We start from the raw sequence: 23005 nt of genomic DNA, 5'->3' as shown, positions 1-23005 counted from the left end.
TTGTGTCGGATATCCGATTACCGCTGGAGAAGTTTTATGGCCTTGCTGCCCTGGCATGAGATCGATACGGTTCTGCTGGACATGGACGGCACCCTGCTGGACCTGCATTACGACAACCACTTCTGGCTCGAACACCTGCCCCAGCGCTACGCCGACCTGCATGGTGTGAGCCGGGCGATGGCCGAGATGGAGCTGCAGCCATTGTTCGAGCGCAACGCCGGCCAGTTGCAATGGTATTGCCTGGATTTCTGGAGCGCCGAGCTGAAACTGCCGGTGCGCGAACTGAAGTTGGAAACCGCCCACCTGATCGCCTTGCGCCCGGACGCCGATACATTCCTGGCCGCGATTCAGCGCGCCGGCAAACGCGTGGTGATGATCACCAATGCCCACCGCGATTCGTTGTCCTTGAAGTTGGAGCGCATCGAACTGGCCCCCTACTTCGAGCGTTTGATCAGCTCCCACGACTACGGCTTCCCCAAGGAAAACCCGCAGTTCTGGGACGCACTGCAAGCCGACCTGAATTTCGACCCGGCCCGCAGCCTGTTCATCGACGACACCCTCCCGGTGTTGCGCAGCGCCCGGGATTTCGGCGTGGCGCACCTGCTGGCCGTCAGCGAGCCGGACAGTCGCAAGGGACCGAAGGATACGGGGGAGTTCGAGGCATTGGGGGATTATCGCGATTTGATCGAAGGGCTCTGAACCGTGGTGCCTTCATCGCGAGCAAGCTCGCTCCCACACTGGTTTCGCGGCGAACCAAAAAAACCTGTGGGAGCGAGCTTGCTCGCGATGAAGGCACCACAGCCCTGGAAGTTATTCAGGGATACGCAGCACCTGCCCCGGGTAGATCTTGTCCGGATGCGACAGCATCGGTTTGTTGGCCTCGAAGATCTTGTTGTACTTGTTCGCGTCGCCGTACTCGGCCTTGGAGATGGCGCTGAGGGTGTCCCCCTTCTTCACAGTCACGAAGCGCGCCGCTTGTGCCACTGGGCCAGTCACGGTGATCTGGTCGTCTACGCTACCGACACCGGCGATATTACCCACCGCCAACAGGATTTTTTCCTTCTCTTCCTGGCTCGCCACTTCACCTGTGACGATGACTTTGTCGCCCTCGATGGTCGCCTGTACATTCGGATTACCCAGGCCGACCTTTGCAATGTGCTCTTTCAGTTGTTCGCTGGCATTGGCGTTACCGGGGGTCAGCAGGTCGATCAGCTTTTCACCGGCTTCCTTCACAAAGCTAAAGATACTCATGGCACACGCTCCTTGATTTAAGTGTCCAGACGCAAAGACTAGACCAGGCGAGACGAACCCGGTTCCCAGCCGACCAATGACCCCGCCACGCGCAAGCGCTAGAATCCGAATCTTCCCGCGCCCTGGAGCGAAGATGGACATCAAGCAGCTGAAATTTCTCATCGCGCTGGACGAAACCCGTCACTTCGGCCAAGCCGCCGCACGTTGCCATATCACCCAGCCGACGTTGTCGATGCGCCTGCGCAGCCTTGAAGAAGAACTCGACCTGCCATTGGTCAACCGCGGCCAGCGCTTTGAAGGTTTTACCGCGCCGGGGGAACGGGTGCTGGCCTGGGCACGCACGGTGCTGGCGGCCTATGACGGGCTGCAGGCCGAAGCAGCGGCCTGCCGCGGCAACCTGGTGGGCACGCTGCGCCTGGGCGTGGTGCCGTTGTCGGACTTCGACCCGCTGGCGATGATGCAGCGCTTGCACACCGAGCACCCCAGCTTGCGTTTCGAATTGTCGTCCCTGAGTTCCGAACGCATCCTCGAACAGTTGGCGAACAACCGCATCGACCTGGGCATCTCCTACTTGGAGCGGCTGGACAATGAACGCTTCGAGGCCCTGCCCTTCAGCCCCACCCGCATGGGTTTGCTTTACGACCAGCGGTATTTCTTTTTCGGTGAACAACCGCTGAGCTGGGAGGCGCTGATCGAACTGCCGCTGGGCATGCTCACCAGCGGCATGCATTTTCGTCAGTCCATCGACCACAATTTCCACAGCCGGGGTCTGACGCCCCAACCGCTGTTGCAAACCGACGCGGTGCATCAATTGTTACAAGCTGTGCATGGCGGATTGTGTTGCGCGGTGATGCCCCTGGACAGCGGCCTGAATGTCCTGACCGAAGACTTGCGCATCCAGCCCATTGAAAACGCCCAGACGCTGGTTTCGCTGGGCCTGATCATGCGACGCGGCGCCCCCCGCTCGGCGTTGGCCGAGGCCTGTTTTGCCCTCTATCAGAAATCATCGATGACTTCTTGATCGACGTCATCTATTGGAAGATCAGTAATAGCGATTAGACGTGGCAGATTGCCGCATTTAGTCTTAGCACTATTCCTACTTTCAGTGATGCCTATGAACGACAAGCCTCCGGTCAGTCCAGCGCCTGGGATGGAAACATCCGCGCCGGCCGCCAGCCAGAGCTATCGCTACTGCAATCTGGACCACGCCCAATCGGACAGCACCGCGCTGGCCGAGGAAGTGGCGCTGGCGATTGCCTATAACGGCATCAGCCAGGCGGTCATGCTGGTCACGCCCACCGACCTTGAAGACTTCATCGTCGGCTTCAGCCTCGGCAGCGGCATCATTGAAGACTCATCGGACATCTATGACCTGCAACTGAGCGGCACAGGTGCCGCGCACTACGCCCAAGTGACCATCGCCAACCGCGCCTTCTGGAACCTCAAGCAGCAACGCCGACAGTTGGCGGGCACCAGTGGCTGCGGGTTGTGCGGTGTGGAAGCGGTGGAACAGGCCTTGCCCAACCTCAAGGTGCTGCCCGGCGCGCCCTTGCCTGCCGCGCAATGGCTCGATGGCCTGCGTGACCGTATCGGTCAGTTCCAGCCCTTGGGCCAACATTGCGGCGCGGTGCATGCAGCCTTGTTCATGAATGCCCAGGGTGAGTTGCTCCTGGGTCGCGAAGACATTGGTCGGCACAACGCCCTCGACAAACTGATCGGCGCGCTGATCCGGCAACAAATCCCGGTGGCCGGTGGCGTGGCGATCGTCACCAGCCGTTGCAGCCTCGAACTGATCCAGAAAGTACTGCGCGCCGGCATCCAGACCCTGGTCAGCCTGTCGTCGCCCACGGGCCTCGCCGTGCAATGGGCCCGTCAACACAACCTCAACCTCATCCACCTGCCGCAAAAAAGTGCGCCGCGGGTCTACAGCCCTGCGATGGAGAAACAAGCGTGAGCAATCATCAACAAGCCGACCAGAAACCCGTACCACGCTACAAGCCCTACAAGGGCCCAGCCGGTGGTTGGGGTGCGCTGATCAGTGTCGCTCAGGCCTGGTTGACCAGCGACAACGCGCTGAAAAACATCCGCATGATGCTCAAGACCAACCAGAACGGCGGTTTTGACTGCCCGGGCTGTGCCTGGGGCGACTCGCCGGAAAGCGGCATGGTCAAGTTCTGCGAGAACGGCGCCAAGGCCGTGAACTGGGAGGCTACCAAGCGCCGTGTCGATGCCGCATTTTTCGCCAGGCACAGCGTGACCTCGCTGCTGGAACAGAGCGACTACTGGCTCGAATACCAAGGTCGCCTGACCGAGCCAATGCGCTACGATGCCGAAACCGACCGCTACAAGCCCATCAGTTGGGAAGCGGCGTTCGCCCTGGTTGGCAAGCACCTGCAAGGGCTGTCCAGCCCCAACCAGGCCGAGTTCTACACCTCGGGCCGGGCCAGCAACGAAGCGGCCTATTTGTATCAACTGTTCGTACGCGCCTATGGCACCAACAATTTCCCTGACTGCTCGAACATGTGCCACGAGGCCAGCGGCGTAGCGCTGGCCCAGAGCGTGGGCGTGGGCAAGGGCACGGTGACATTCGACGACTTCGAGCACGCCGACGCGATTTTCGTCTGGGGCCAGAACCCTGGCACCAATCATCCGCGGATGCTCGAACCACTGCGCGAGGCGGTGAAGCGCGGCGCCCAAGTGATCTGCATCAACCCGCTCAAGGAGCGTGGCCTGGAGCGCTTCCAGCATCCGCAGAGCCCGATCGAAATGCTCACCAACGGCAATAAGCCGACCAACACCGCGTATTTCCGCCCGGCCCTGGGGGGGGACATGGCGATCTTGCGCGGCATGGCGAAGTTCTTGCTGCAATGGGAGCGGGAGGCCCAGGACAGCGGTGCGCCGGCCGTGTTCGACCACGCGTTCCTCAACGAACACAGTGCCAACGTGCTGGATTACCTGGCAGCGGTCGACGATACGCCTTGGGCGCAGATCGTCGAGCAATCGGGCCTGACCCTGGTCGAAATCGAACAGGCCGCGCGCATGTACGCCAGAAGCAAGAACGTGATCATGTGCTGGGCGATGGGCATCACCCAGCACCGTCACTCGGTGGCGACCATCCAGGAGATCGCCAACGTGATGATGCTGCGCGGCAACATTGGCCGGCCAGGCGCTGGCCTTTGCCCGGTCCGCGGCCACAGCAACGTGCAGGGCGACCGGACCATGGGTATCAACGAACGTCCGCCAGTGGCGTTCCTCGACACGCTGGAGCGGCGCTTCCAGTTCAAGGTTCCGCGTGAGAACGGCCACAACGTGGTCGAGGCGATCCACGCCATGGCCGACGGCCAGGCGAAAGTATTCATCGCCCTGGGCGGCAATTTCGCCCAAGCCACGCCGGACAGCCACCGCACGTTCCAGGCCCTGGCCAATTGCGATCTGACAGTGCAGATCAGCACCAAGCTCAACCGCAGCCACCTGGCCCACGGCAAGGACGCGCTGATCCTGCCGTGCCTGGGCCGCACCGACATCGACCTGCAAACCGAAGGCGCGCAAGCGGTGACCGTGGAAGACTCCTTCAGCATGGTGCATGCCTCCATGGGTCAGTTGCAGCCACTGTCGAACCAGATGCGCTCGGAACCGTGGATCGTCGCCGGCATCGCCGCCGCCACTCTGGGTAGCCGCCCGGTGGATTGGAACTGGCTGGTGGCCGACTACAGCCGCATTCGCGACCTGATCGCCGAGACCGTCCCCGGCTTCAAGGACTTCAACGAAAAGCTGAAGAACCCCGGCGGATTCTACCTGGGCAACAGCGCCGGCTCGCGACGCTGGAACACCCCGTCGGGCCGCGCCAACTTCAAGCCGAACCTGTTGCCGACCGACCTCGTGCATGAGCGCACCCGTGCCACCGGCCAGTTGCCCGACCTGATCATGCAGTCCATGCGTTCCCACGATCAGTACAACACCACTATTTACGGCCTCGACGACCGCTATCGCGGTGTAAAGGGCCAGCGCGACGTGTTGTTCGTCAACGAAGCGGACATCATTCGCCTGGGCTTCAAGCCGGGGCAGAAAGCTGACATCGTCTCGCTCTGGGAAGACGGTCGCGAGCGCCGGGTCAAGGGTTTCACCTTGCTGGCGTTCGACATTCCGGCCGGGCAGGCTGCGGCCTACTACCCTGAGGTGAACCCGCTGGTCCCGCTGGAAAGCACCGGTGATGGCAGCCATACGCCGACGTCGAAATTCGTCGCGATCCGCCTGGAAGCGGCGAGTGAGAACGGACTGATCGTGGCCAAGTCGGCTTGATACAACCTTTTGGATCATGGTGGTCGTGTGGCGAGGGAGCTTGCTCCCGCTGGGCTGCGTAGCAGCCCCTTCCATCCATTCACCTGAAACGCCGAGATGCTAAGCTTCAGGGCCGCTTCGCGCCCCAACGGGAGCAAGCTCCCTCGCCACAAACGACTTTTCGAACGGGCACAAAAAAGGCCGTTTCCCATGGAAAACGGCCTGTCTCAAGTAGCTAAAGACCGGCCAATTCACCTTAAGTTCCCACCGAAAAACAATAACTTAGAGAATTGTGCACAAGTCGTGCTACTCGTCGGATTTCGATTGTAAGCAAGCGAAGCCAGCCTCAGGATCGCGCCGTCATCCCTTTGAGGCTCCTCTATGAAGTTCTCCTCCATTCTCTTGTTGTCCCTTAGCCTGGCCAGTGGCATCGCTTCCGCCGGTGGTACTGCCGAAGCAGGTGTGGGCGGCGCATTAGGCGGGGTTTTGGGTTCGGTCGTCGGCCAGTCCCTGGGCGGCAATACCGGTTCCACTATCGGCGCGGCGCTGGGCGGTGCAGGCGGTAGTGCAGTCGGTGCAGACAGACACAGCCGCGGCGAAGCGGCAATCGGCGGCGCGCTGGGTGCGGCTGGCGGTAACGTGGTCGGCCGTAGCGTCGGCGGCAGCACCGGCAGCCTGATCGGCGCCGCAGCGGGCGGTGGCGCGGGTGGCGCCCTGGGTAACTACATGGGCAAGGACGATGACGATGACCGCCGTTATGACGGCCGCCGTGGCGACCGCCGCTACTACCGTGACGGCCATCCGGGTCGCGGCCATGCCTATGGGCATCGCAAGCACAAGCATAAACATCGTTATTACGACGATTGATCGCTGGCTTTGATACCTGCCGGTAAAAGATCGCAGCCTTTGGCAGCTCTTCACAGAGCCTGACCGGAGGCTGCGATTTTTGTTTCAGACCACCAAACGCTCCATCGCCCCACGCAGCCGATCCGGAATCGCCACCGGCCGATTCGATGTCCGATCCACGAATACGTGGACAAAACGCCCCGCCGCGCAGGCCTCTTCCTCGCCCGCCTTGAACACCGCCAGCTCGTACTGCACCGAACTGCTGCCCAACTTGCCGACCCGCAGGCCGATTTCAATCCGGTCTGGAAAGGCGATCGAGGCAAAATAGTCGCAGGCCGAACTCACCACGAACCCCACCACCTCTCCGTCATGGATATCCAGGCCACCGACCTCGATCAGGTAGGTATTCACGGCGGTATCGAAAAAGCTGTAGTAGGTAACGTTGTTGACGTGACCGTACACATCGTTGTCGTGCCAACGCGTGGTGATGGGTTGCAAGTGTGGGTATTCGCTACGTTGGGGCATCAAGTGCTCTTCATGGTTGTTCAATGACTTCAGGATGACAGCCTACCGGCTCGCGAACCCCTTGCCCTGCGCCGCCAGTTCGCCGATCAGGCGCGCGGGCTGCCACTGGTCACCCTGCTTCGTTTCGAGCTCCAGCAGGCGCTCGTGGATAGCTTCCAGCCCCTGCCCGTCGGCCCAGGCCATCGGCCCGCCCTTTTCCGCGGGAAAGCCGTAGCCGTTGAGGTAGACCAGGTCGATATCATGGGCCGACTCGGCAATACCTTCCTGCAAGATCTTCGCCCCCTCGTTGACCAGCGCCAGCAAGCAGCGCTCAAGGATTTCCTCCGGGCCGATCTCGCGACGCTGGAACCCCAACGCTTCGCTGACCCGCAGCACCAGCGCATCGACCTCGACGTCATGCTCGGCCTGTCGGCTGCCCGACTCGTAGTGATAGTACCCATTGCCGCTTTTCTGGCCGAACCGCCCCAGTTCGCACAAACGATTGTCCACTTGCACCTCGGGCGCGTCCTGGCCCTTCCCCGCCAGCTCACGGGCACGCCATTCCAGGTCGATGCCGACGACGTCGTACATGCGGAACGGCCCCATGGCGAAGCCAAAGCCTTGCAACGCCGCATCCACCTGGTAGGGGAACGCCCCCTCCAGCAGCATCTTGCGCGCTTCCAGCACATACGGGTGGAGCATCCGGTTACCGATGAAACCATGGCAGTTGCCCGATATCACGCTGACCTTGCCCATGCGCTTGCCCAGCACCAAGGCCGCGTCCAGAACCGCTTTGGAGGTTTGCGCACCGCGGACGATTTCCAGCAGCTTCATGATGTGCGCCGGGCTGAAGAAATGCAGGCCCAGGACTTGGGCTGGCCTGCGAGTGACAGCGGCGATGGCATCGATGTCCAGTGCCGACGTATTGCTCGCCAGGATCGCCTCGGGCTTCAGCAGGCCGTCCAGCTCGCGAAAGATAGTCTGCTTGAGCTCCAGGTTTTCGTAGACCGCCTCGATCACCAGGTCCACGTCGCGGATCGCCGCGTAATCCTGTGCCCGCGTCACCCGGGCGATCCGCGCATCCGCCTCACCCTGGTCGATACGGCCCTGGCGCACGCCATGGGCGTAGGTCTCGGCTACGGCGGCCAACGCTTGCTCGAGCATTTGCGGATTGTTGTCGACCCATTGCACCGCCACGCCGGCATTGGCCAGGCACATCACGATGCCCCGTCCCATGGTGCCTGCACCGACCACCGCGGCGCGCTGAATATCGAAGGGTGTCTGGCTCATGTCTGCTCTCTTGTTTTGGCGATCCGAAGACAGCCTTCACCTTAGTCAGCCAACGAATATTTTTGAAATTTATTCGTGTGATGAGGGGCATTCAGCGGATGGATGCAGCTCACAGGTGCGCTTGGGCCCACTGGCGAACTTCAGCGTATGGATACGTTTCCAGTGCGGCATACCCATGGATCTTCCGTGCCTTCAAACGGGTGAACAGTGGCACGCTGATTCCGCACAGGAATCGGGTGAGGCGCTCGGCAGACGGCACGCTGCCGCTGTGCTGCTCATGCGTGTGGATAAAATCGCCACACAGCGCCTCGAAATTTTTATCCACAAGCGCCGGCAATACGGGCGGCTCCGGTAGGCGGGCGACATGCCCATGGCACACCGAACAATGGCCGCACTGGCGTGGCGCATTGCCGTCGCCGAAGTACTCCGCCAAGCGATGACCCAGGCAACGGGCAGTGGCGAACAATTCGAGCATGGCGTGGATCCGCGCGATCTCACCGTGTTCGTGCCGGGTGAAGTAGGCGTGTAGCTCGGTGCTCAAGAGCTGCGCATCCAGATCCGCTTCCAGCACGCTGTACACCTCGGTCATCTGTTTGCTTTCCAGCTCGATCCAGCCCTTTTCCTGGAAATAATCCAGCGCCTTCACCACCCGATTACGCTCAGCGCGATACTGCTGGTACATCCCGTCAAAATCCACCGTGGCCCAACTCCGGGCGCGACTGGAGGTTTGGATGATGGCCGCGACGAAGTCCCGTCGCTCACCTTCGAAGCGCTCCAGCAGCTCGTGCGGCTCGGTCAGGAACTTGAAGCGGTACTCGGCGAAATAGGCATAACGCGGCGCGATCAGCCGGCGCAATTCCAACTGGACCAGCAGCGTCTTGAGCGGCAGTTGCCGGATGTTGCTCTGGTCCGCCAGCGGTCCCAACAAGAATTCCCACTGCCCGTCGGCTGCCGCGGCCTTCAGTTCATCGAGCACGCAACGAATGCCGGTAAGCTCCGGCGTATCGCCATACACGAAGTTCTCCAGCACGTTGAGGCTGTCGCGGTTGGCCAGCACCAGGCAATCGGAGGGCTTCCCGTCCCGTCCCGCGCGGCCGATCTCCTGGCTGTAGTTTTCGATGGACTTGGGCAAGTCGAAATGCACGACGTTGCGGATGTCGCTCTTGTCGATGCCCATGCCAAAGGCGATGGTCGCGATGATGCAATTGGATTGGCCGCCCATGAATCGCCGCTGGATGGTTTCGCGCTGTTCATGGGGCAAACCGGCGTGATAGGCCTCGGCCTGGATACCGTGCCGCCCCAAGTGTTCAGCGATCTGCTCGGCGGTTCGCTGCAAGGTGACGTAGACGATGCTCGGCTGCCCGGCACGCTCGCCCAACCACTGCACCAGTCGCGCGCGCTTGTCGGCACCACGCACGGGCTCGACCAGCAGATTGAGGTTCGGTCGGTAGAAACCGGTCGTCACCACATCGGCGGCAGCGATGACGAATTTCGCCTGCATGTCGGCGATGACCTTGGGTGTCGCGGTGGCCGTCAGCAGCAATACCTGGGGAATATTGAACTGGTGCTGGTAATCGGGAAGCTTGAGGTAATCAGGTCGGAAGTTATGCCCCCATTCCGAAATGCAGTGGGCCTCGTCCACCACCAGCAACGAGATCGGCACCTGCTGCAGGAAATTGCGAAAGCGCTCGTTCTTCAGGCGCTCCACGGAAACCATCAGGATCTTCAACTCACCCGAACGGGCCCGCGCCATGGCGTCGTTGGCTTCGTCACGGCTCTGGGCCGAATCGATGCTGGCCGCCGCGATGCCGTGGCGCTGGAGGAACGCCAACTGGTCCTGCATCAACGCCAGCAACGGTGAGACCACCAGCGTCAGGTGCGGCAAGAGCAGGGCCGACAATTGATAACACAGGGACTTGCCCGATCCGGTGGGAAAGATGGCCGCCGCCGACCGACCGGCACGCACGGCGCCGATGGCCGCCTCCTGACCGGGACGAAACTGTGGATAACCGAAAACCTGTTCCAGGGTGCTGTGCATGCGCGGTCGCTCCTTTGACTGCTGCGATGCCCAAAGCCTAGCGGGACAATGCGGCGAGTCGAGAAAAGGTCGGGGTTGAATCGATACGGGATGATACAGCCTGAATGGCCGCGACGCGGATCGACTCAAGAGGCAACGCAAGCGAGAAGACGTTTGATAACTGACCGTTTGAGCTTGGCGTTCAGTCATAAGACGTTAAATAAAGATCCAGCCCCGGCGGAAAATTCAATGAGGCCAATCGTTCAATTTCAAGCACCTGCTCTGCTGAAAGTCTGAAGTCCGCACCGATGTGATCATTGCTACCTGCCCATTGCATCACAGGCTTCAAGTCCTCCACCGACAAGCTGATGCTCTGTTCAAATACCAGCTCATCCTTGCCAGGATAAAAACCCAACACCCCAAAACTCATGGCTCTACCTTCCTTGCCTTATCCGCTTTTTTGGTCTGTTCACCCGTGATGTGATTGAACTCACCTAAATGTTTTCCACGCGGGTTGTACTTTTCAAGAGCGCCATGCTGCCGGTCCCATTCATAAATATTACCTTTGCGGTCGTGCCAACGTGGACGTAATCCTCCACCTCCTTGTACGGGAGTTTTAGAGCGACCGCGAACAAGGTCAGGAAAAGCAGGAAGTACGCCTGTCGGGGTCGGGTAATATTTGTGATCAGAAATGCTGAGCACGATATACAACGGCGAAACCCCAGAATCCGCCGGAAACACAAGAATGAAATCCTTATACTCCGGCGGATAGATCGGGTTGACGATGATGCTGTCCGCCGCAGGTGTCGGCGGAAAAATCCAGATGTGCGGAGCCTGTGGCGCGGCCTCCAGCGCCGGGATGCCCAACGTCGCGGATGGATCGACCGCAGGCGTCCAGATCAACTCGACCCCATCGCCAAAGTCCGCCACTTGTTGCTCGCCGCGAGCCTGGAACGTCACCACCGGGATCATTTCCCAGTCACGTCGTGCCTGGGTGTTATAGCCGTATCCCTTGAGCGTGCCATCGGCCTGGGTCTCGACGTGCAACCGCACCCGCGTACGTGCCTGCTCCAGGGAGCGCAGTTGCTCTTCGGTGTACAACGAACCGTCACCCAGGCTCGTGGGCATCAGCAGCCCCACCAGGCCGATCAGTACACCCGCCGCCACGGGTGCAGTGACCGCGCCAGCAGCCCCCGCCGCCACACCAAGGGAAACCGGCATCGCCCTACCCAAGGCAAACGAGCCGAAGCTTGCCGGCAACGACCCACTGATATTCTTGAGCTGAATGCGCCCTGACTCGTCAGCTTGACGCCCGCCCAACAAGGTAAATTGGCCGTACTCCCTCAGGGCTTCAGTCGGGATGTAGCCGCTCGGGTTGTGATAGTCGATCACCGAATCAGGCAGCTTGCAGGACTTGGCAAATACACAGCCCTTCACGTCGGAAGGTGATGCTTCGCGGACCTGGGTCAAACGCTCGCTCATGTACGCCGTCTGCCTGGCGAGCATGGCCTCATAGGCCTGTTGATCGTCGTCTCTTTTTGCCAGTTCGCTGGGGGTCATGTCCCGCAGGATCCTGTAGCCCCGATCGCCACCGTAATGCTCCCAGGACTGCGGAACACCGGCCTTCCCTTTCGTCATGCTCATCCCTGCTTGGTCGCCATTAACCCCCATTAAAAGGGCGTGGCGAACCTTACCGAGCGGCCAGGGAAATACTCAGCAGACGGTTCCGAGACCACTGTGAGATCTTTCTTCTTTTTCCAATGGGCAACGATTCCTCCTAAACTTTCCCTCCAGACGAACACACGCCAACACCCCCGGAAACCTCGCCATGCACCTCGCCCCAGACTTCCCCGACGATCACGCCATGCGCCAGCTCATGGAGCTGCTCCACGAAGAAATCGGCCTGCCTGAACGCAAGACGATTCGCCTGGACACCGCGATCAATCTCGACTGGGGTTGTGACGGCGCGGACGCTCGGCATCTGATGGAAGCAGTGGAGGAACGGTTCGCCATCGATTTCATCGACTACGACGCCTACCGCTATTTTCAGCCTGAAGGGTTCGATGTGTTTCAAAAGCGCAGGGCCAAGGGCCGGGGAAACAAGCTGCCACTGACCATCGGCATGCTTTACAAGGCGATCAAGGCACAGAAATGGGATACGCGGGAAGTGGAGGAGAACGAGGTGATTTGAGCACCTTAAGTGGCATTATTCTGGCTGTCTGGCTCGATTTCAGCTGGAATAATGACAGTTTCCAGCCCCTACGCACCTAACTAACCGCCCATAAAAAACCGCCCATTGAAGGGCGGTTTTTTATTCAACAACCAAGCCTTACAGCTGTGGACCTGCCGCCTTGATCGCGTCGCTCACGTCGAACTTCTTGAAGTTCTCGATGAACAGACCGGCCAATGCCTTGGCGGCTTCATCGTAGGCGGCTTTGTCGGCCCAGGTGTTGCGTGGGTTCAACAGGCCAGTCTCGACGCCTGGAACTGCCAGCGGCACGTCCAGGTTGATGATGTCCAGGTGTTCGGTTTCAGCACCGATCAGCGCGCCGCTCTGGATCGCTGCGATCACAGCACGGGTGGTCGGGATGTTGAAGCGCTTGCCGACGCCGTAGCCACCGCCGGTCCAACCGGTGTTGACCAGGTAGACCTTGGAGCCGAAACCACGGATGCGCTTGATCAGCAGCTCAGCGTATTCACCGGCTGGACGCGGGAAGAACGGGGCGCCGAAGCAGGTGGAGAAGGTCGACTTGATGCCGCTGCCCGAACCCATTTCGGTCGAGCCCACCAGTGCGGTGTAGCCGGACAGGAAGTGATAGGCGGCTTGTTCTTCGCTGAGGATCGACACCGGCGGCAGAACGCCGGTCAGGTCGCAGGTCAGGAAGATTACAGCGTTGGGCTCGCCACCGAGGTTTTTCGGTGCGCGTTTTTCGATCAGCTCACGCGGGTAGGCGGCGCGGCTGTTCTGGGTCAGGCTGTCGTCGGCGTAGTCGGCTTTCTTGGTGACGGGGTCCAGAACGACGTTTTCCAGTACGGCACCGTGCTGGATGGCTTTCCAGATGACCGGCTCGTTTTTCTCGGACAGGTCGATGCACTTGGCATAGCAACCGCCCTCGATGTTGAAGACCACGCCCACGCCCCAGCCGTGCTCGTCGTCACCGATCAGGTAACGGCTTTCATCGGCGGACAGGGTGGTCTTGCCGGTGCCCGACAAGCCGAAGAACAGGGTCACATCGCCCTCTTCGCCCATGTTCGCGGCGCAGTGCATCGGCAGCACGTCAACAGCCGGCAGCAGGAAGTTCTGCACGGAGAACAGGGCTTTTTTCATCTCACCGGCGTAGCGCATGCCGGCGATCAGCACTTTCTTGGCCGCGAAGTTGATGATCACGGTGCCGTCGGAGTTGGTGCCGTCGCGCTCAGGCTCGCAGACGAAATTCGGCGCGTTGAGGATCTGCCATTCATCCTTGCCGCCGGCGTTGTATTGCTCGGGGTTGATGAACAGGCAACGGCCAAACAGGTTGTGCCACGCGGTCTCGGTGGTCATCTTGACTGGCAGGTAGTGCGCAGGATCGGAGCCTACATGCACGTGGGATACAAAACGCTCGCGCTCGCCCAGGTAGGCTTCAACGCGGCTCCACAGGGCATCGAACTTGTCGGCCGGGAACTTGCGGTTGATCGGGCCCCAGGCGATGGCGTCCTGGGTGGTTGGCTCTTCCACAATGAAACGGTCGACTGGCGAGCGACCGGTACGATGACCGGTACGAACAACCAGCGCGCCAGTATCGGCAAGCTCGCCTTCACCGCGATTCAGGGCTTCTTTGACCAGATCATCGACACTCAGATCGGTGTACACGGCGTTATTGGCTTGCGTCATGAGATTCCCCGTCGGCCCGTGGCCGAGTGCTCCAAACGTTTTGTAGTAGGAAGTCGCGCACTACTACCCGAAAAAAGTGGGCCGGATTATGCCAGAAAACCCCAAAAAGAGTAGGGCCCTCCCGTCAGTACGGCGTAAATCCGGCGTTTGCCAGGAGATTTACCTGCGCTGAACCGTTTTAGTGTCGAGTATCTGACGGTGTATCGACACCCGCACCGGCGAACAATTGAGCGATATCCGCCGCGTCGAACAGGTAGCGTTCGTTGCAGAACTGGCAGTCGACTTCGATGGCGCCGCCATGCTCGATGACCAGTTGCTGCGCATCTTCCAGACCCAGACTGACCAGCGCATTGCCGGAACGTTCACGAGAGCAACTGCATTGGAAGCGCAACGACTGACCGTCGAACAAGCGCACCTGCTCTTCGTGGTAGAGGCGATGCAGCACCGTTTCGTTGTCCAGGCCCAGTAGCTCATCGGCGCTCAAGGTGCTGGCCAGAGCGGTGATGTGCTGCCAGCTGGCATCACGTTCTTCCGGGTCACGCAGGCGATCGGCAGGCAGCTGTTGCAGCAGCAAACCACGCGCGCGCCGCCCGTCGGCGTAGAGCCAGAAGCGGGTATTGGTCTGCTGGGACATGACGAAGTAGTTGGTGAAGCATTCAGCGAGGGTTGCCCCGTCCAGATCGACGATGCCCTGGTAACGCTGGCCTTGGGTCGGATCGACCGTCAGGGCCAGCACGCCGTTGGGCATCATGTCGGCCAGGGTGGCGTCGGGCGCGATCTGTTCGGCCTCATACCGGGCCAAGCCACGGATCTCACGCTCGCTGGAGCACTCGATCATCAGCAACGGCACCGGACCGTCGGAACGCGCCTGGAGAATCAGCAAGCCATCGAACTTCAGGGTGCCCACCAGCAACGCTGCGGCCGCCATCAGCTCGCCGAGCATTTGTGCGACCGGCTCAGGATACGGGTGCTTGGCGAGGACTTCGGCGTAGCTACGCTCCAACGCCACCAGCTCGCCACGGGCGTCGCTGTCATCGAAGATGAAACGCTGGGTGTAGTCGGTATCCGGTAAATCAGTCATAGGGTCTGGTATCTGAGGTGATGACAAATGATGGCAGGCATTTTAGGGGCATTCAGGATGGGTTCCAAGCAAGGCTTGGGTTTGCCTGACGGGAAGGGATTGACCACCTACCTGTAGACGCTGCGTAGGAGCTGTGTAGGAGCTGTCGAGTGCAACGAGGCTGCGATCTTTCCCCAGACAGTTGAGTCCAGAGCGAAAGATCAAGATCAAGATCAAAAGATCGCAGGCTTCGCCAGCTCCTACAGAGCCAGCGGGAGCAAGCTCCCTCGCCACGGGTGACATGACCGGTGCTTTATTCGTTGTTGCTGCCATGAAACTTGAACAGGTCCCGGCGCTGCTTCTTGCTCGGTTTGCCGTCGGTGCTGACCCCCAGGGCGCCGGCCTTGCGTTGCGCGGCGGCGGCTTCGCGCTTGGCGATGCTGGCTTCGGTTTCACGATACAGCGCCTGTGCTTCAGGCGCGCCGCGCCGCACGATCGACAGGGCCTCGACCACCACGGTCTTTTCATCGAACCCGGTGCGGATGACAAACTCATCGCCGATACGTGGCTCCTTGCCCGGCTTGCAACGTTCTCCGCGGTGATGGACCTTGCCGCTTTCGATGGCGGTCTTGGCCAGGGCCCGCGTCTTGTAGAATCGCGCCGCCCATAACCATTTATCGAGACGGACCTTGTCGTCCTCTTCCTTTTTTTGTGCCACTGCCATTCCTCTTTTCTGCCAATAGCCGGAACTGTACTACCGTTTTTGTCGGGCGCACGAATCCGGCCCGACGGATAGAATGCCCGTCAAACCGACGCCATACGCATCGCAGGGGTCGGAATCGGTTACACGCACAAACAAGTGCGTAGATAACTGTCGCCATTTTGTGATTATTCTGCGTGAATACCGCGATTCGCGGAGTCCACGATCCGATGCACTGATCGCAGGTTTTTTTATTGAAGATTTTTGACCATTTGACCGTTGTCGGTCTGCGCGAGTGGGTGGCGCTCCCGGATCTGGGAGTCGCGGGCCTGCGGGCAAAAATCGACACCGGGGCCAGCACCTCCAGCCTGCATGCCACTGACATCGAACCCTTCGAGCGCGATGGCGAAAAGTGGGTACGCTTCACCGCGCACCTCGGCACGGTGGTGCAGTTGCGCCATCGCCGCTGCGAAGCCCCCCTGGTGGCGCGCAAGACCATCAAGAGTTCCAACGGTCACGCGCAGGTCCGCTACGTGATCAGCACCACGTTGGCGCTGGGCGACCGGATCTGGCGGGTCGAGTTCACCCTGGCCTGCCGCAAATCCATGCGATATCGCCTGTTACTGGGTTCCAAAGCCTTGATCGACGGCCAACTGGTGGTCAATCCGGGTAGCAAATACGTTCAAGACAAGCCGGCATTCCCGGTGTCCACTACCTCTGCCACAGGTGTTGCATGAAGATCGCTGTGCTGTCGCGTAATCCGCGTCTGTATTCCACCCGTCGCTTGGTCGAAGCAGGGACCGAACGTGGCCATGAAATGGTGGTGATCGACACCCTGCGCGCCTACATGAACATCGCCAGCCACAAGCCGCAGATCCATTACCGTGGCAAACCGCTGGAAGGGTTCGACGCGGTGATCCCGCGGATCGGCGCATCCGTGACGTTCTATGGCTGCGCGGTGTTGCGCCAGTTCGAAATGATGGGGGTGTTTCCCCTCAACGAGTCGGTGGCCATCGCCCGTTCCCGGGACAAATTGCGCTCGTTGCAGTTGCTGTCACGGCGTGGGATCGGCCTGCCGGTCACCGGTTTTGCCCACTCCCCCGACGATATTCCCGACCTGATTGCGATGGTCAACGGCGCACCGCTGGTAATCAAGGTGCTGGAAGGCACCCAGGGCATCGGCGTGGTCCTGTGTGAGACCGCGACGGCGGCGGAGTCGGTGATCGAAGCGTTCATGGGCCTGAAGCAGAACATCATGGTCCAGGAATACATCAAGGAAGCCGGGGGCGCAGACATTCGCTGCTTCGTGGTCGGCGACAAGGTGATCGCGTCGATGAAACGCCAGGCCAAGCCCGGTGAGTTCCGCTCCAACCTGCATCGCGGCGGCAGCGCCAGCCTGATCAAGATCACGCCGGAAGAACGCATGACCGCCCTGCGGGCTGCAAAGGTCATGGGCCTGGCCGTGGCCGGCGTGGATATCCTGCGCTCCAACCATGGGCCGCTGGTGATGGAGGTCAACTCCTCGCCGGGCCTGGAAGGCATCGAGACCACCACGAACAAGAACGTGGCGGGGATCATCATCGAGCACCTGGAAAAGAATGGCGGGCCGAACATGACCCGGACCAAGGGCAAGGGCTGATTCAACACAAATCCCTGTGGGAGCCGAGCTTGCTTCCACAGCTTCTCTGTCTTGCTTGAGAGAGATCGCTACACCGCATCCCGAGGCAGCATCAAGCCCAACGGCAACCGCACCCGAGCTTCCAATCCGCCACCGGCGCGGTTGCGCAACTCGACGTTGCCGCCGTGCATCGAGGCGATGCGCTTGACGATGGCCAGGCCCAGCCCCGTGCCCTTCCCCCCACGGGCGCGATCGCCCCGGGTGAAGGGGTTGAAGATGGCTTCCAGCTCCGATGGATCGATGCCGGCACCACGGTCCATGACGCTCAGCACCACGTAGGGCGCGCTGGTGTCGCCGGAGACATAGGCCGCGACTTCGACGCCAGCACCGGCATGGTTCAGGGCATTGCCGATCAGGTTGTTCAGCAAACGCTTCATCGACACCCGGCGTAATGGAAACGGCTGGATCGGTTCCAGGCGCAACTGCACTTTCTCGTCGTTCTGGTTATAGGGCGCGACCACTTCCCGCACCAACTCGCTGAGGTCCACCTCTTCCACGGACTCATCACGTCCGTCGCGAATGAACGCCAGGAACTGGTCGAGAATCGCGTCCATATCCTCGATGTCGCGGACCATCTCGTCGGTCAGGTCGGTGTGCTCACCCATCAACTCCAGCGACAGCCGCAGCCGGGTCAGCGGCGTACGCAGGTCGTGGGAGACGCCCGCAAGCATCAATTCGCGCTCGCGCCCGGCCTGTTCTACATCCTCGGCCATCTGGTTGAAGGCACGGTAGACCTCAGTCATCTCGCTGGGCGTATCGCTGATGGGCAGCCGCACGCTGCGCCCCTGGCCCAGTTGCCGAGCGGCGTAGACCAGGCGCTTCAACGGTTGGTTGAGCTGGCTGACGAAGATCCACGCCGACGCAGTCGACAGCAGGCCGATGGCCAGGAACCAGCCGAGCACGTTCCAGATTTTCTGACCGCGCAGCGGATGCGGATACAGCGGCACCTTCAGCCAGCCATCCCCCAGGCTCGGGGCTCGCACCCAAAGCGCCGGCGGCGAATGCATGCGCAATCGCACCTCGGTATCGGCGCCCAGTTCGGCCTGCATCTGGCGTTGATAAATCTCGCTGTACGGCCAGTGCTGCTCGCCCACCGGCACGCCGGCACCGACGACGCGGATCAGCGTCGCCGCCTCGGCGATTTTCGCCCGGTTGGTTTCGTCCGCCGCCCAATAAGCCCGTAGGGTCAGAGCAACACCATGGCTGTACTGCCGGTCCACGAGCACGTCTTCGTTCATCAGCAGGTACACCAACGTCAGTGCCTTGGAGAAGAGCACGACGATCAGCACCAGCCAGAGGGTGCGGGAGAAGAAACTCTGGGGGAACCACACGGGGGTTTTCATGAATAACCGCTACACACTTGCAGGAGCGAGCGATGCTCGCACAATGACAGACCGCGAGTCGCCTGGAAGAAGACATTTCAACCGGCCAGGCCACCCGCTCCTACAAATCGCCGATCACTTGCTGGCGGCGCCATCCGGCACGAACACGTAACCGACGCCCCAGACGGTCTGGATGTACCGCGGCTTGGAAGGATCGGGCTCGATCATCCGGCGCAGGCGGGAAATCTGCACGTCGATGGAGCGCTCCAGCGCATCCCACTCACGGCCACGGGCCAGGTTCATCAGTTTGTCGCGGGTCAGCGGCTGGCGGGCGTTCATCACCAGGGCCTTGAGCACGGCGAACTCACCGGTGGTGAGCATGTGGACCTCATCGCCGCGCTTGAGCTCGCGGGTGGCCAGGGACAGTTCATAGTCGCCGAAGGTCACGCTTTCGTCTTCGCTGCCCGGCGCACCCGGCACCGGTGCCGACTGGCGACGCAGCACCGCCTTGACGCGGGCCATCAGCTCGTCGGGGTTGAACGGCTTGGCCAGGTAATCGTCGGCGCCCAGTTCAAGGCCCTTGATACGGCTCAGCTCGTCGCCCTTGGCGGTGAGCATGATGATCGGGATCTGGTTGTTGGCGCCGCGCAGGCGGCGGCAGGCAGTCAGGCCGTCTTCGCCGGGTAGCATCAGGTCGAGTACGACCAGGTTGAACACTTCACGGGCCAGCAACCGGTCCATTTGCTCGGTGTTCGGGACGGTGCGGGCGCGGTAGCCCTTGCTGACGAAAAAACGCTCCAGCAGGCTGCTCAGCCCTGGATCGTCGTCAACAATCAGAATTTTTTCGCCTTCAGCAGTTTGTGCAGTGCTGCTCATAGGAAGCTCCTTTGATCTCGGCGCGCATTATGGCCTAGCTGCCGTTATACGCACCGTGTGCATTGTTAGCAGATTTTTCCTCGATCTCCAGCAAACCGCCCATCAAAGCCACATTCCACAACGCCCCCCGAACAGCGGAACGCTGGTTATAATGCGCGGCCCTTTGTGCCAGGGCAGACCGGATCGCCGGATCGGCGCCGCGCTTTATTATCCTGGCAAGGCAGCACTTTTTGAATTTCGCGGGTCAACAGGCAGCCTTTTGACCCAGGCAGCGGCGCATGCCAGGCCGCTCAACCAGTCTCGCCGAGCCCCGTTTGCGCGGTGGCGAGCCTGATTTCACAATTTGTCAGGTGGTTTTATGGACAGCATCAACAGCCGCATCGCCGAGGAACTCGGTGTACGCCCACAGCAGGTCGAAGCGGCCGTCGCGCTACTCGATGAAGGCTCCACGGTGCCTTTCATCGCCCGTTACCGGAAAGAAGTGACCGGCAGCCTCGATGACACCCAATTGCGGCATCTGGAAGAGCGCCTGCGCTACCTGCGAGAACTCGACGAACGGCGCATCAGCATCCTTTCCAGCATCCAGGAGCAGGGCAAGCTGACCCCGCAACTCGAGCGCGACATCAAGCAGGCCGACACCAAGACTCGTCTCGAAGACTTGTACCTGCCCTACAAGCAAAAGCGCCGCACCAAGGGCCAGATCGCCCTGGAAGCCGGCCTCGGCGAGCTGGCCGACGGCCTGTTCAACGACCCGACCCTGGCCCCGGAAACCGAAGCCGCGCGCTTCGTCGATGCCGAAAAAGGCGTGGCGGACGTGAAGGCGGCACTGGAAGGCGCCAAGTACATCCTCATGGAGCGTTTCGCCGAAGACGCCAACCTGCTGGAAAAGCTGCGCAGCTACCTCAAGCAGGAAGCCACCCTCAGCGCCCGGGTCATCGCCGGCAAGGAAGAGGAAGGCGCGAAGTTCCGCGACTACTTCGAACACGACGAGCCGCTCAAGAGCATGCCGTCCCACCGCGCCCTGGCGATTTTCCGTGGTCGCAACGAAGGCATCCTCAGTTCCGCCCTGAAGGTCGGCGAAGAACTGCCCGGCACCATGCACCCGTGCGAAGGCATGATCGGCCAGCAGTTTGGCATCCAGAACCAGAACCGCGCCGCCGACAAATGGCTGGCCGAAGTGGTGCGCTGGACCTGGAAGGTCAAGCTCTATACCCATCTGGAAACCGACCTGCTGGGCGAGTTGCGCGACAACGCCGAGACCGAGGCGATCAACGTGTTCGCCCACAACCTGCACGACCTGCTGCTGGCCGCGCCGGCCGGGCCGCGCGCCACCCTGGGCCTTGACCCGGGCCTGCGCACCGGTTGCAAGGTGGCCGTAGTGGATTCCACCGGCAAACTGCTGGACCACGCCACGGTCTACCCGCACGTGCCGCACAACAAGTGGGACCAGACCCTCGCCGTGCTCGCCGCCCTGTGCGCCAAGCATTCGGTGGACCTGATCGCCATCGGCAACGGCACCGCCAGCCGTGAGACCGACAAGCTGGCCGCCGAGCTGATCAAGAAATACCCTGCCATGAAGATGACCAAGGTCATGGTCTCCGAGGCCGGCGCTTCGGTTTACTCGGCGTCGGAACTGGCTTCCAAGGAATTCCCGGACCTGGACGTGTCGATCCGTGGCGCGGTGTCCATCGCCCGTCGCCTGCAGGATCCACTGGCAGAGCTGGTGAAGATCGACCCTAAATCCATCGGTGTCGGCCAGTACCAGCACGACGTCTCCCAATTGAAACTGGCGCGTGGCCTGGACGCCGTGGTGGAAGATTGCGTGAACGCCGTGGGCGTGGACGTGAACACCGCTTCGGTGGCGCTGTTGGCGCGCATTTCCGGCCTGAACGCCACGCTGGCGCAGAACATCGTCACCCACCGTGACGAACACGGCGCGTTCAAGACTCGCGCCGCGCTGAAGAAGGTCCCACGCCTGGGCGAGAAAACCTTCGAACAGGCCGCCGGTTTCCTGCGAGTCATGAATGGCGACAATCCGCTGGATTCCTCGGCGGTCCACCCTGAAGCCTACCCGCTGGTGCAACGTATCGCCGCCCAGACCGACCGCGACATCCGCTCGCTGATCGGTGATGCCGCGTTCCTCAAGCGCCTGGATCCGAAGAAATTCACCGACGAAACCTTCGGCCTGCCGACCGTGACCGACATCCTGCAAGAACTGGAGAAACCGGGCCGCGACCCGCGTCCAGAGTTCAAGACCGCCGAGTTCCAGGATGGCGTCGAAGACCTCAAGGACCTGCAACCGGGCATGATCCTCGAAGGCGTAGTGACCAACGTCACCAACTTCGGTGCCTTCGTCGACATCGGCGTGCACCAGGACGGTCTGGTACACATCTCGGCCTTGTCCGAGAAGTTCATCAAGGACCCGCGCGAAGCGGTGAAGGCCGGTGATGTGGTGAAAGTGAAGGTCATGGAAGTCGACATCCCGCGCAAACGCGTCGGCCTGTCGATGCGCATGAGCGACACGCCGGGCGAGAAAGTCGACGGTGCCCGTGGTGCGCGTCCTGGCTCGACGCCACGCCAGTCGCAAAACACCGCGCCACGCAAGGAAACCGCCACCGCAGCCCCGGCGAACAGCGCCATGGCTTCGTTGTTCGCCAACGCCAAGCAGTTGAAGAAACGCTGATGGACGCACCGGCCGGGTTGGTGGAGAGCGCGTTCTTCAAGCTGCTCGGCTGCCGTCTGCAGAGCCTTGGGGATGGGGTGGCGCAAGTCGCCCTGAGCCTCGAGCCGCCGCTGCGCAACCGCGGCGGCAAGCTGCACGGCGGCGCGCTGTTCAGCTTGGTGGACATTGCCATGGGACTGGCCTGCTCCAGTGTCCATGGCTTTGACCAGCAGAGCGCGACCATCGAATGCAAGATCAATTACATTCGCGCCGTGTCCGACGGCGACGTGTTGTGCACCGCCCGGGTCATCCACCCCGGCCGGCGCACGCTGGTGGTCGAGGCCGAGGTGGTGCAAGGCGACAAACTGGTCGCAAAAGCGCAAGGCACGTTCGCTGTCCTATAGCTCCCTGTCATCGATTTGAGTTAATTTCGATGCCATGAATACCGCGCCGAAACCCCTTGTGGGAGCGAGCTTGCTCGCGATAGCGGTGGACCAGTCAATATAAAGTTGACTGACATACCGCTATCGCGAGCAAGCTCGCTCCCACAGTAAGGTTGCGGTGGCTGGCTTTTGGCACAAAAACCAGGCGAAAACGCCAGTTTTAACTTCACCCTTGTAGACCGTCTTGCCCACCCCCATATTGGG

At 61.1% G+C, this 23005-nt stretch carries 21 protein-coding genes; 10 read left to right on the top strand and 11 right to left on the bottom strand.

Annotation, left to right across the window (positions count from 1 at the left end):
- The first annotated feature begins 36 nt into the window (after positions 1-36).
- Complete coding sequence (gene yrfG, locus ACIPQ1_RS21715; RefSeq protein WP_411386205.1) at positions 37-699, top strand: GMP/IMP nucleotidase; 663 nt, start codon at positions 37-39, stop codon at positions 697-699.
- A 111-nt stretch (positions 700-810) separates the two neighbouring features.
- Here the strand turns inward: yrfG and lysM are convergent, their stop codons facing one another.
- Positions 811-1251, bottom strand: coding sequence for a peptidoglycan-binding protein LysM (lysM, locus tag ACIPQ1_RS21710; RefSeq protein WP_186707290.1), 441 nt, complete (start codon positions 1249-1251; stop codon positions 811-813).
- 133 nt (positions 1252-1384) lie between these two features.
- On the opposite strand from lysM, the gene ACIPQ1_RS21705 reads away from it, so the two are divergent.
- The 4 genes from ACIPQ1_RS21705 to ACIPQ1_RS21690 all read left to right on the top strand — a co-directional run bounded on the left by ACIPQ1_RS21705 (position 1385) and on the right by ACIPQ1_RS21690 (position 6396).
- Positions 1385-2272: a LysR family transcriptional regulator gene (locus ACIPQ1_RS21705; RefSeq protein WP_411386204.1), complete on the top strand. Its 888-nt coding sequence runs from the start codon at positions 1385-1387 to the stop codon at positions 2270-2272.
- A gap of 93 nt (positions 2273-2365) precedes the next feature.
- Complete coding sequence (gene fdhD / locus ACIPQ1_RS21700; RefSeq protein ID WP_250961852.1) at positions 2366-3205, top strand: formate dehydrogenase accessory sulfurtransferase FdhD; 840 nt, start codon at positions 2366-2368, stop codon at positions 3203-3205.
- Positions 3202-5550: an FdhF/YdeP family oxidoreductase gene (locus ACIPQ1_RS21695; protein WP_446534755.1), complete on the top strand. Its 2349-nt coding sequence runs from the start codon at positions 3202-3204 to the stop codon at positions 5548-5550. Before fdhD ends, ACIPQ1_RS21695 begins: the two co-directional genes overlap by 4 nt.
- 360 nt (positions 5551-5910) lie before the next feature.
- Positions 5911-6396, top strand: a complete 486-nt coding sequence (locus ACIPQ1_RS21690; RefSeq protein WP_053181061.1) for a glycine zipper domain-containing protein — start codon at positions 5911-5913, stop codon at positions 6394-6396.
- An 84-nt stretch (positions 6397-6480) separates the two neighbouring features.
- On the opposite strand, the gene ACIPQ1_RS21685 is transcribed toward ACIPQ1_RS21690, so the two are convergent.
- The 5 genes from ACIPQ1_RS21685 to ACIPQ1_RS21665 form a co-directional block, all read right to left on the bottom strand.
- Positions 6481-6900, bottom strand: coding sequence for an acyl-CoA thioesterase (locus ACIPQ1_RS21685; protein WP_411386203.1), 420 nt, complete (start codon positions 6898-6900; stop codon positions 6481-6483).
- Positions 6901-6942: 42 nt separating this feature from the next.
- Positions 6943-8169 (bottom strand): 3-hydroxyacyl-CoA dehydrogenase NAD-binding domain-containing protein, encoded by a 1227-nt coding sequence (locus ACIPQ1_RS21680; RefSeq protein WP_446534754.1) that lies wholly within the window; start codon positions 8167-8169, stop codon positions 6943-6945.
- Between the two features lie 109 nt (positions 8170-8278).
- Positions 8279-10207, bottom strand: coding sequence for a RecQ family ATP-dependent DNA helicase (locus ACIPQ1_RS21675; RefSeq protein ID WP_446534753.1), 1929 nt, complete (start codon positions 10205-10207; stop codon positions 8279-8281).
- Positions 10208-10388: 181 nt separating this feature from the next.
- Entirely contained in the window at positions 10389-10616 is a 228-nt protein-coding gene (locus tag ACIPQ1_RS21670) for a DUF7683 domain-containing protein (RefSeq protein ID WP_250961846.1), read from the bottom strand.
- Positions 10613-11824, bottom strand: coding sequence for a colicin E3/pyocin S6 family cytotoxin (locus ACIPQ1_RS21665; RefSeq protein ID WP_446534752.1), 1212 nt, complete (start codon positions 11822-11824; stop codon positions 10613-10615). The genes ACIPQ1_RS21670 and ACIPQ1_RS21665 overlap by 4 nt, the downstream gene beginning before the upstream one ends.
- A gap of 190 nt (positions 11825-12014) precedes the next feature.
- Between ACIPQ1_RS21665 and ACIPQ1_RS21660 the strand changes: the two genes are divergently transcribed.
- A complete protein-coding gene (locus ACIPQ1_RS21660; protein WP_446534751.1) occupies positions 12015-12377 on the top strand; it encodes a DUF1493 family protein in 363 nt (120 codons plus the stop codon).
- A 138-nt stretch (positions 12378-12515) separates the two neighbouring features.
- Here ACIPQ1_RS21660 and ACIPQ1_RS21655 read toward each other — a convergent pair whose 3' ends face one another.
- The 3 genes from ACIPQ1_RS21655 to ACIPQ1_RS21645 all read right to left on the bottom strand — a co-directional run bounded on the left by ACIPQ1_RS21655 (position 12516) and on the right by ACIPQ1_RS21645 (position 15838).
- Positions 12516-14060: a phosphoenolpyruvate carboxykinase gene (locus tag ACIPQ1_RS21655; RefSeq protein WP_186707301.1), complete on the bottom strand. Its 1545-nt coding sequence runs from the start codon at positions 14058-14060 to the stop codon at positions 12516-12518.
- Between the two features lie 178 nt (positions 14061-14238).
- A complete protein-coding gene (gene hslO, locus ACIPQ1_RS21650; protein WP_446534750.1) occupies positions 14239-15141 on the bottom strand; it encodes an Hsp33 family molecular chaperone HslO in 903 nt (300 codons plus the stop codon).
- Between the two features lie 292 nt (positions 15142-15433).
- Positions 15434-15838: an RNA-binding S4 domain-containing protein gene (locus tag ACIPQ1_RS21645; protein WP_060739670.1), complete on the bottom strand. Its 405-nt coding sequence runs from the start codon at positions 15836-15838 to the stop codon at positions 15434-15436.
- Positions 15839-16074: 236 nt separating this feature from the next.
- Between ACIPQ1_RS21645 and rimB the strand changes: the two genes are divergently transcribed.
- Positions 16075-16557: a retropepsin-like aspartic endopeptidase RimB gene (gene rimB, locus ACIPQ1_RS21640; RefSeq protein WP_446534749.1), complete on the top strand. Its 483-nt coding sequence runs from the start codon at positions 16075-16077 to the stop codon at positions 16555-16557.
- Entirely contained in the window at positions 16554-17459 is a 906-nt protein-coding gene (rimK, locus tag ACIPQ1_RS21635) for a 30S ribosomal protein S6--L-glutamate ligase (RefSeq protein ID WP_053117324.1), read from the top strand. The genes rimB and rimK overlap by 4 nt, the downstream gene beginning before the upstream one ends.
- Positions 17460-17527: 68 nt before the next feature.
- Here rimK and ACIPQ1_RS21630 read toward each other — a convergent pair whose 3' ends face one another.
- Together ACIPQ1_RS21630 and ompR are read right to left on the bottom strand one after the other, a co-directional pair.
- On the bottom strand, positions 17528-18841 hold the full coding sequence (locus ACIPQ1_RS21630) for an ATP-binding protein (RefSeq protein ID WP_186707303.1): 1314 nt from the start codon (positions 18839-18841) through the stop codon (positions 17528-17530).
- A gap of 114 nt (positions 18842-18955) precedes the next feature.
- Positions 18956-19696 (bottom strand): osmolarity response regulator transcription factor OmpR, encoded by a 741-nt coding sequence (gene ompR / locus ACIPQ1_RS21625; protein ID WP_003196691.1) that lies wholly within the window; start codon positions 19694-19696, stop codon positions 18956-18958.
- 358 nt (positions 19697-20054) lie between these two features.
- Between ompR and ACIPQ1_RS21620 the strand changes: the two genes are divergently transcribed.
- Together ACIPQ1_RS21620 and ACIPQ1_RS21615 are read left to right on the top strand one after the other, a co-directional pair.
- On the top strand, positions 20055-22379 hold the full coding sequence (locus ACIPQ1_RS21620; protein WP_446534748.1) for a Tex family protein: 2325 nt from the start codon (positions 20055-20057) through the stop codon (positions 22377-22379).
- Positions 22379-22762, top strand: a complete 384-nt coding sequence (locus ACIPQ1_RS21615) for a PaaI family thioesterase (RefSeq protein WP_250961837.1) — start codon at positions 22379-22381, stop codon at positions 22760-22762. Before ACIPQ1_RS21620 ends, ACIPQ1_RS21615 begins: the two co-directional genes overlap by 1 nt.
- Positions 22763-23005 lie beyond the last annotated feature (243 nt).

The sequence above is a fragment of the Pseudomonas sp. LARHCG127 genome, from assembly GCF_052871455.1.
Note: the sequence above shows the minus strand (reverse complement) of the source record. Positions and strands in the feature narration are given on the sequence as shown.

Bases quoted from the DNA above. Each gene is read 5' to 3' on its own strand.
- yrfG (WP_411386205.1), top strand. From the start codon at position 37: ATGGCCTTGCTGCCCTGGCATGAGATCGATACGGTTCTGCTGGACATG.
- lysM (WP_186707290.1), bottom strand. From the start codon at position 1,251: ATGAGTATCTTTAGCTTTGTGAAGGAAGCCGGTGAAAAGCTGATCGAC.
- ACIPQ1_RS21705 (WP_411386204.1), top strand. From the start codon at position 1,385: ATGGACATCAAGCAGCTGAAATTTCTCATCGCGCTGGACGAAACCCGT.
- fdhD (WP_250961852.1), top strand. From the start codon at position 2,366: ATGAACGACAAGCCTCCGGTCAGTCCAGCGCCTGGGATGGAAACATCC.
- ACIPQ1_RS21690 (WP_053181061.1), top strand. From the start codon at position 5,911: ATGAAGTTCTCCTCCATTCTCTTGTTGTCCCTTAGCCTGGCCAGTGGC.
- ACIPQ1_RS21685 (WP_411386203.1), bottom strand. From the start codon at position 6,900: ATGCCCCAACGTAGCGAATACCCACACTTGCAACCCATCACCACGCGT.
- ACIPQ1_RS21680 (WP_446534754.1), bottom strand. From the start codon at position 8,169: ATGAGCCAGACACCCTTCGATATTCAGCGCGCCGCGGTGGTCGGTGCA.
- ACIPQ1_RS21675 (WP_446534753.1), bottom strand. From the start codon at position 10,207: ATGCACAGCACCCTGGAACAGGTTTTCGGTTATCCACAGTTTCGTCCC.
- ACIPQ1_RS21670 (WP_250961846.1), bottom strand. From the start codon at position 10,616: ATGAGTTTTGGGGTGTTGGGTTTTTATCCTGGCAAGGATGAGCTGGTA.
- ACIPQ1_RS21665 (WP_446534752.1), bottom strand. From the start codon at position 11,824: ATGACGAAAGGGAAGGCCGGTGTTCCGCAGTCCTGGGAGCATTACGGT.
- ACIPQ1_RS21660 (WP_446534751.1), top strand. From the start codon at position 12,015: ATGCACCTCGCCCCAGACTTCCCCGACGATCACGCCATGCGCCAGCTC.
- ACIPQ1_RS21655 (WP_186707301.1), bottom strand. From the start codon at position 14,060: ATGACGCAAGCCAATAACGCCGTGTACACCGATCTGAGTGTCGATGAT.
- hslO (WP_446534750.1), bottom strand. From the start codon at position 15,141: ATGACTGATTTACCGGATACCGACTACACCCAGCGTTTCATCTTCGAT.
- rimK (WP_053117324.1), top strand. From the start codon at position 16,554: ATGAAGATCGCTGTGCTGTCGCGTAATCCGCGTCTGTATTCCACCCGT.
- ACIPQ1_RS21630 (WP_186707303.1), bottom strand. From the start codon at position 18,841: ATGAAAACCCCCGTGTGGTTCCCCCAGAGTTTCTTCTCCCGCACCCTC.
- ompR (WP_003196691.1), bottom strand. From the start codon at position 19,696: ATGAGCAGCACTGCACAAACTGCTGAAGGCGAAAAAATTCTGATTGTT.
- ACIPQ1_RS21620 (WP_446534748.1), top strand. From the start codon at position 20,055: ATGGACAGCATCAACAGCCGCATCGCCGAGGAACTCGGTGTACGCCCA.
- ACIPQ1_RS21615 (WP_250961837.1), top strand. From the start codon at position 22,379: ATGGACGCACCGGCCGGGTTGGTGGAGAGCGCGTTCTTCAAGCTGCTC.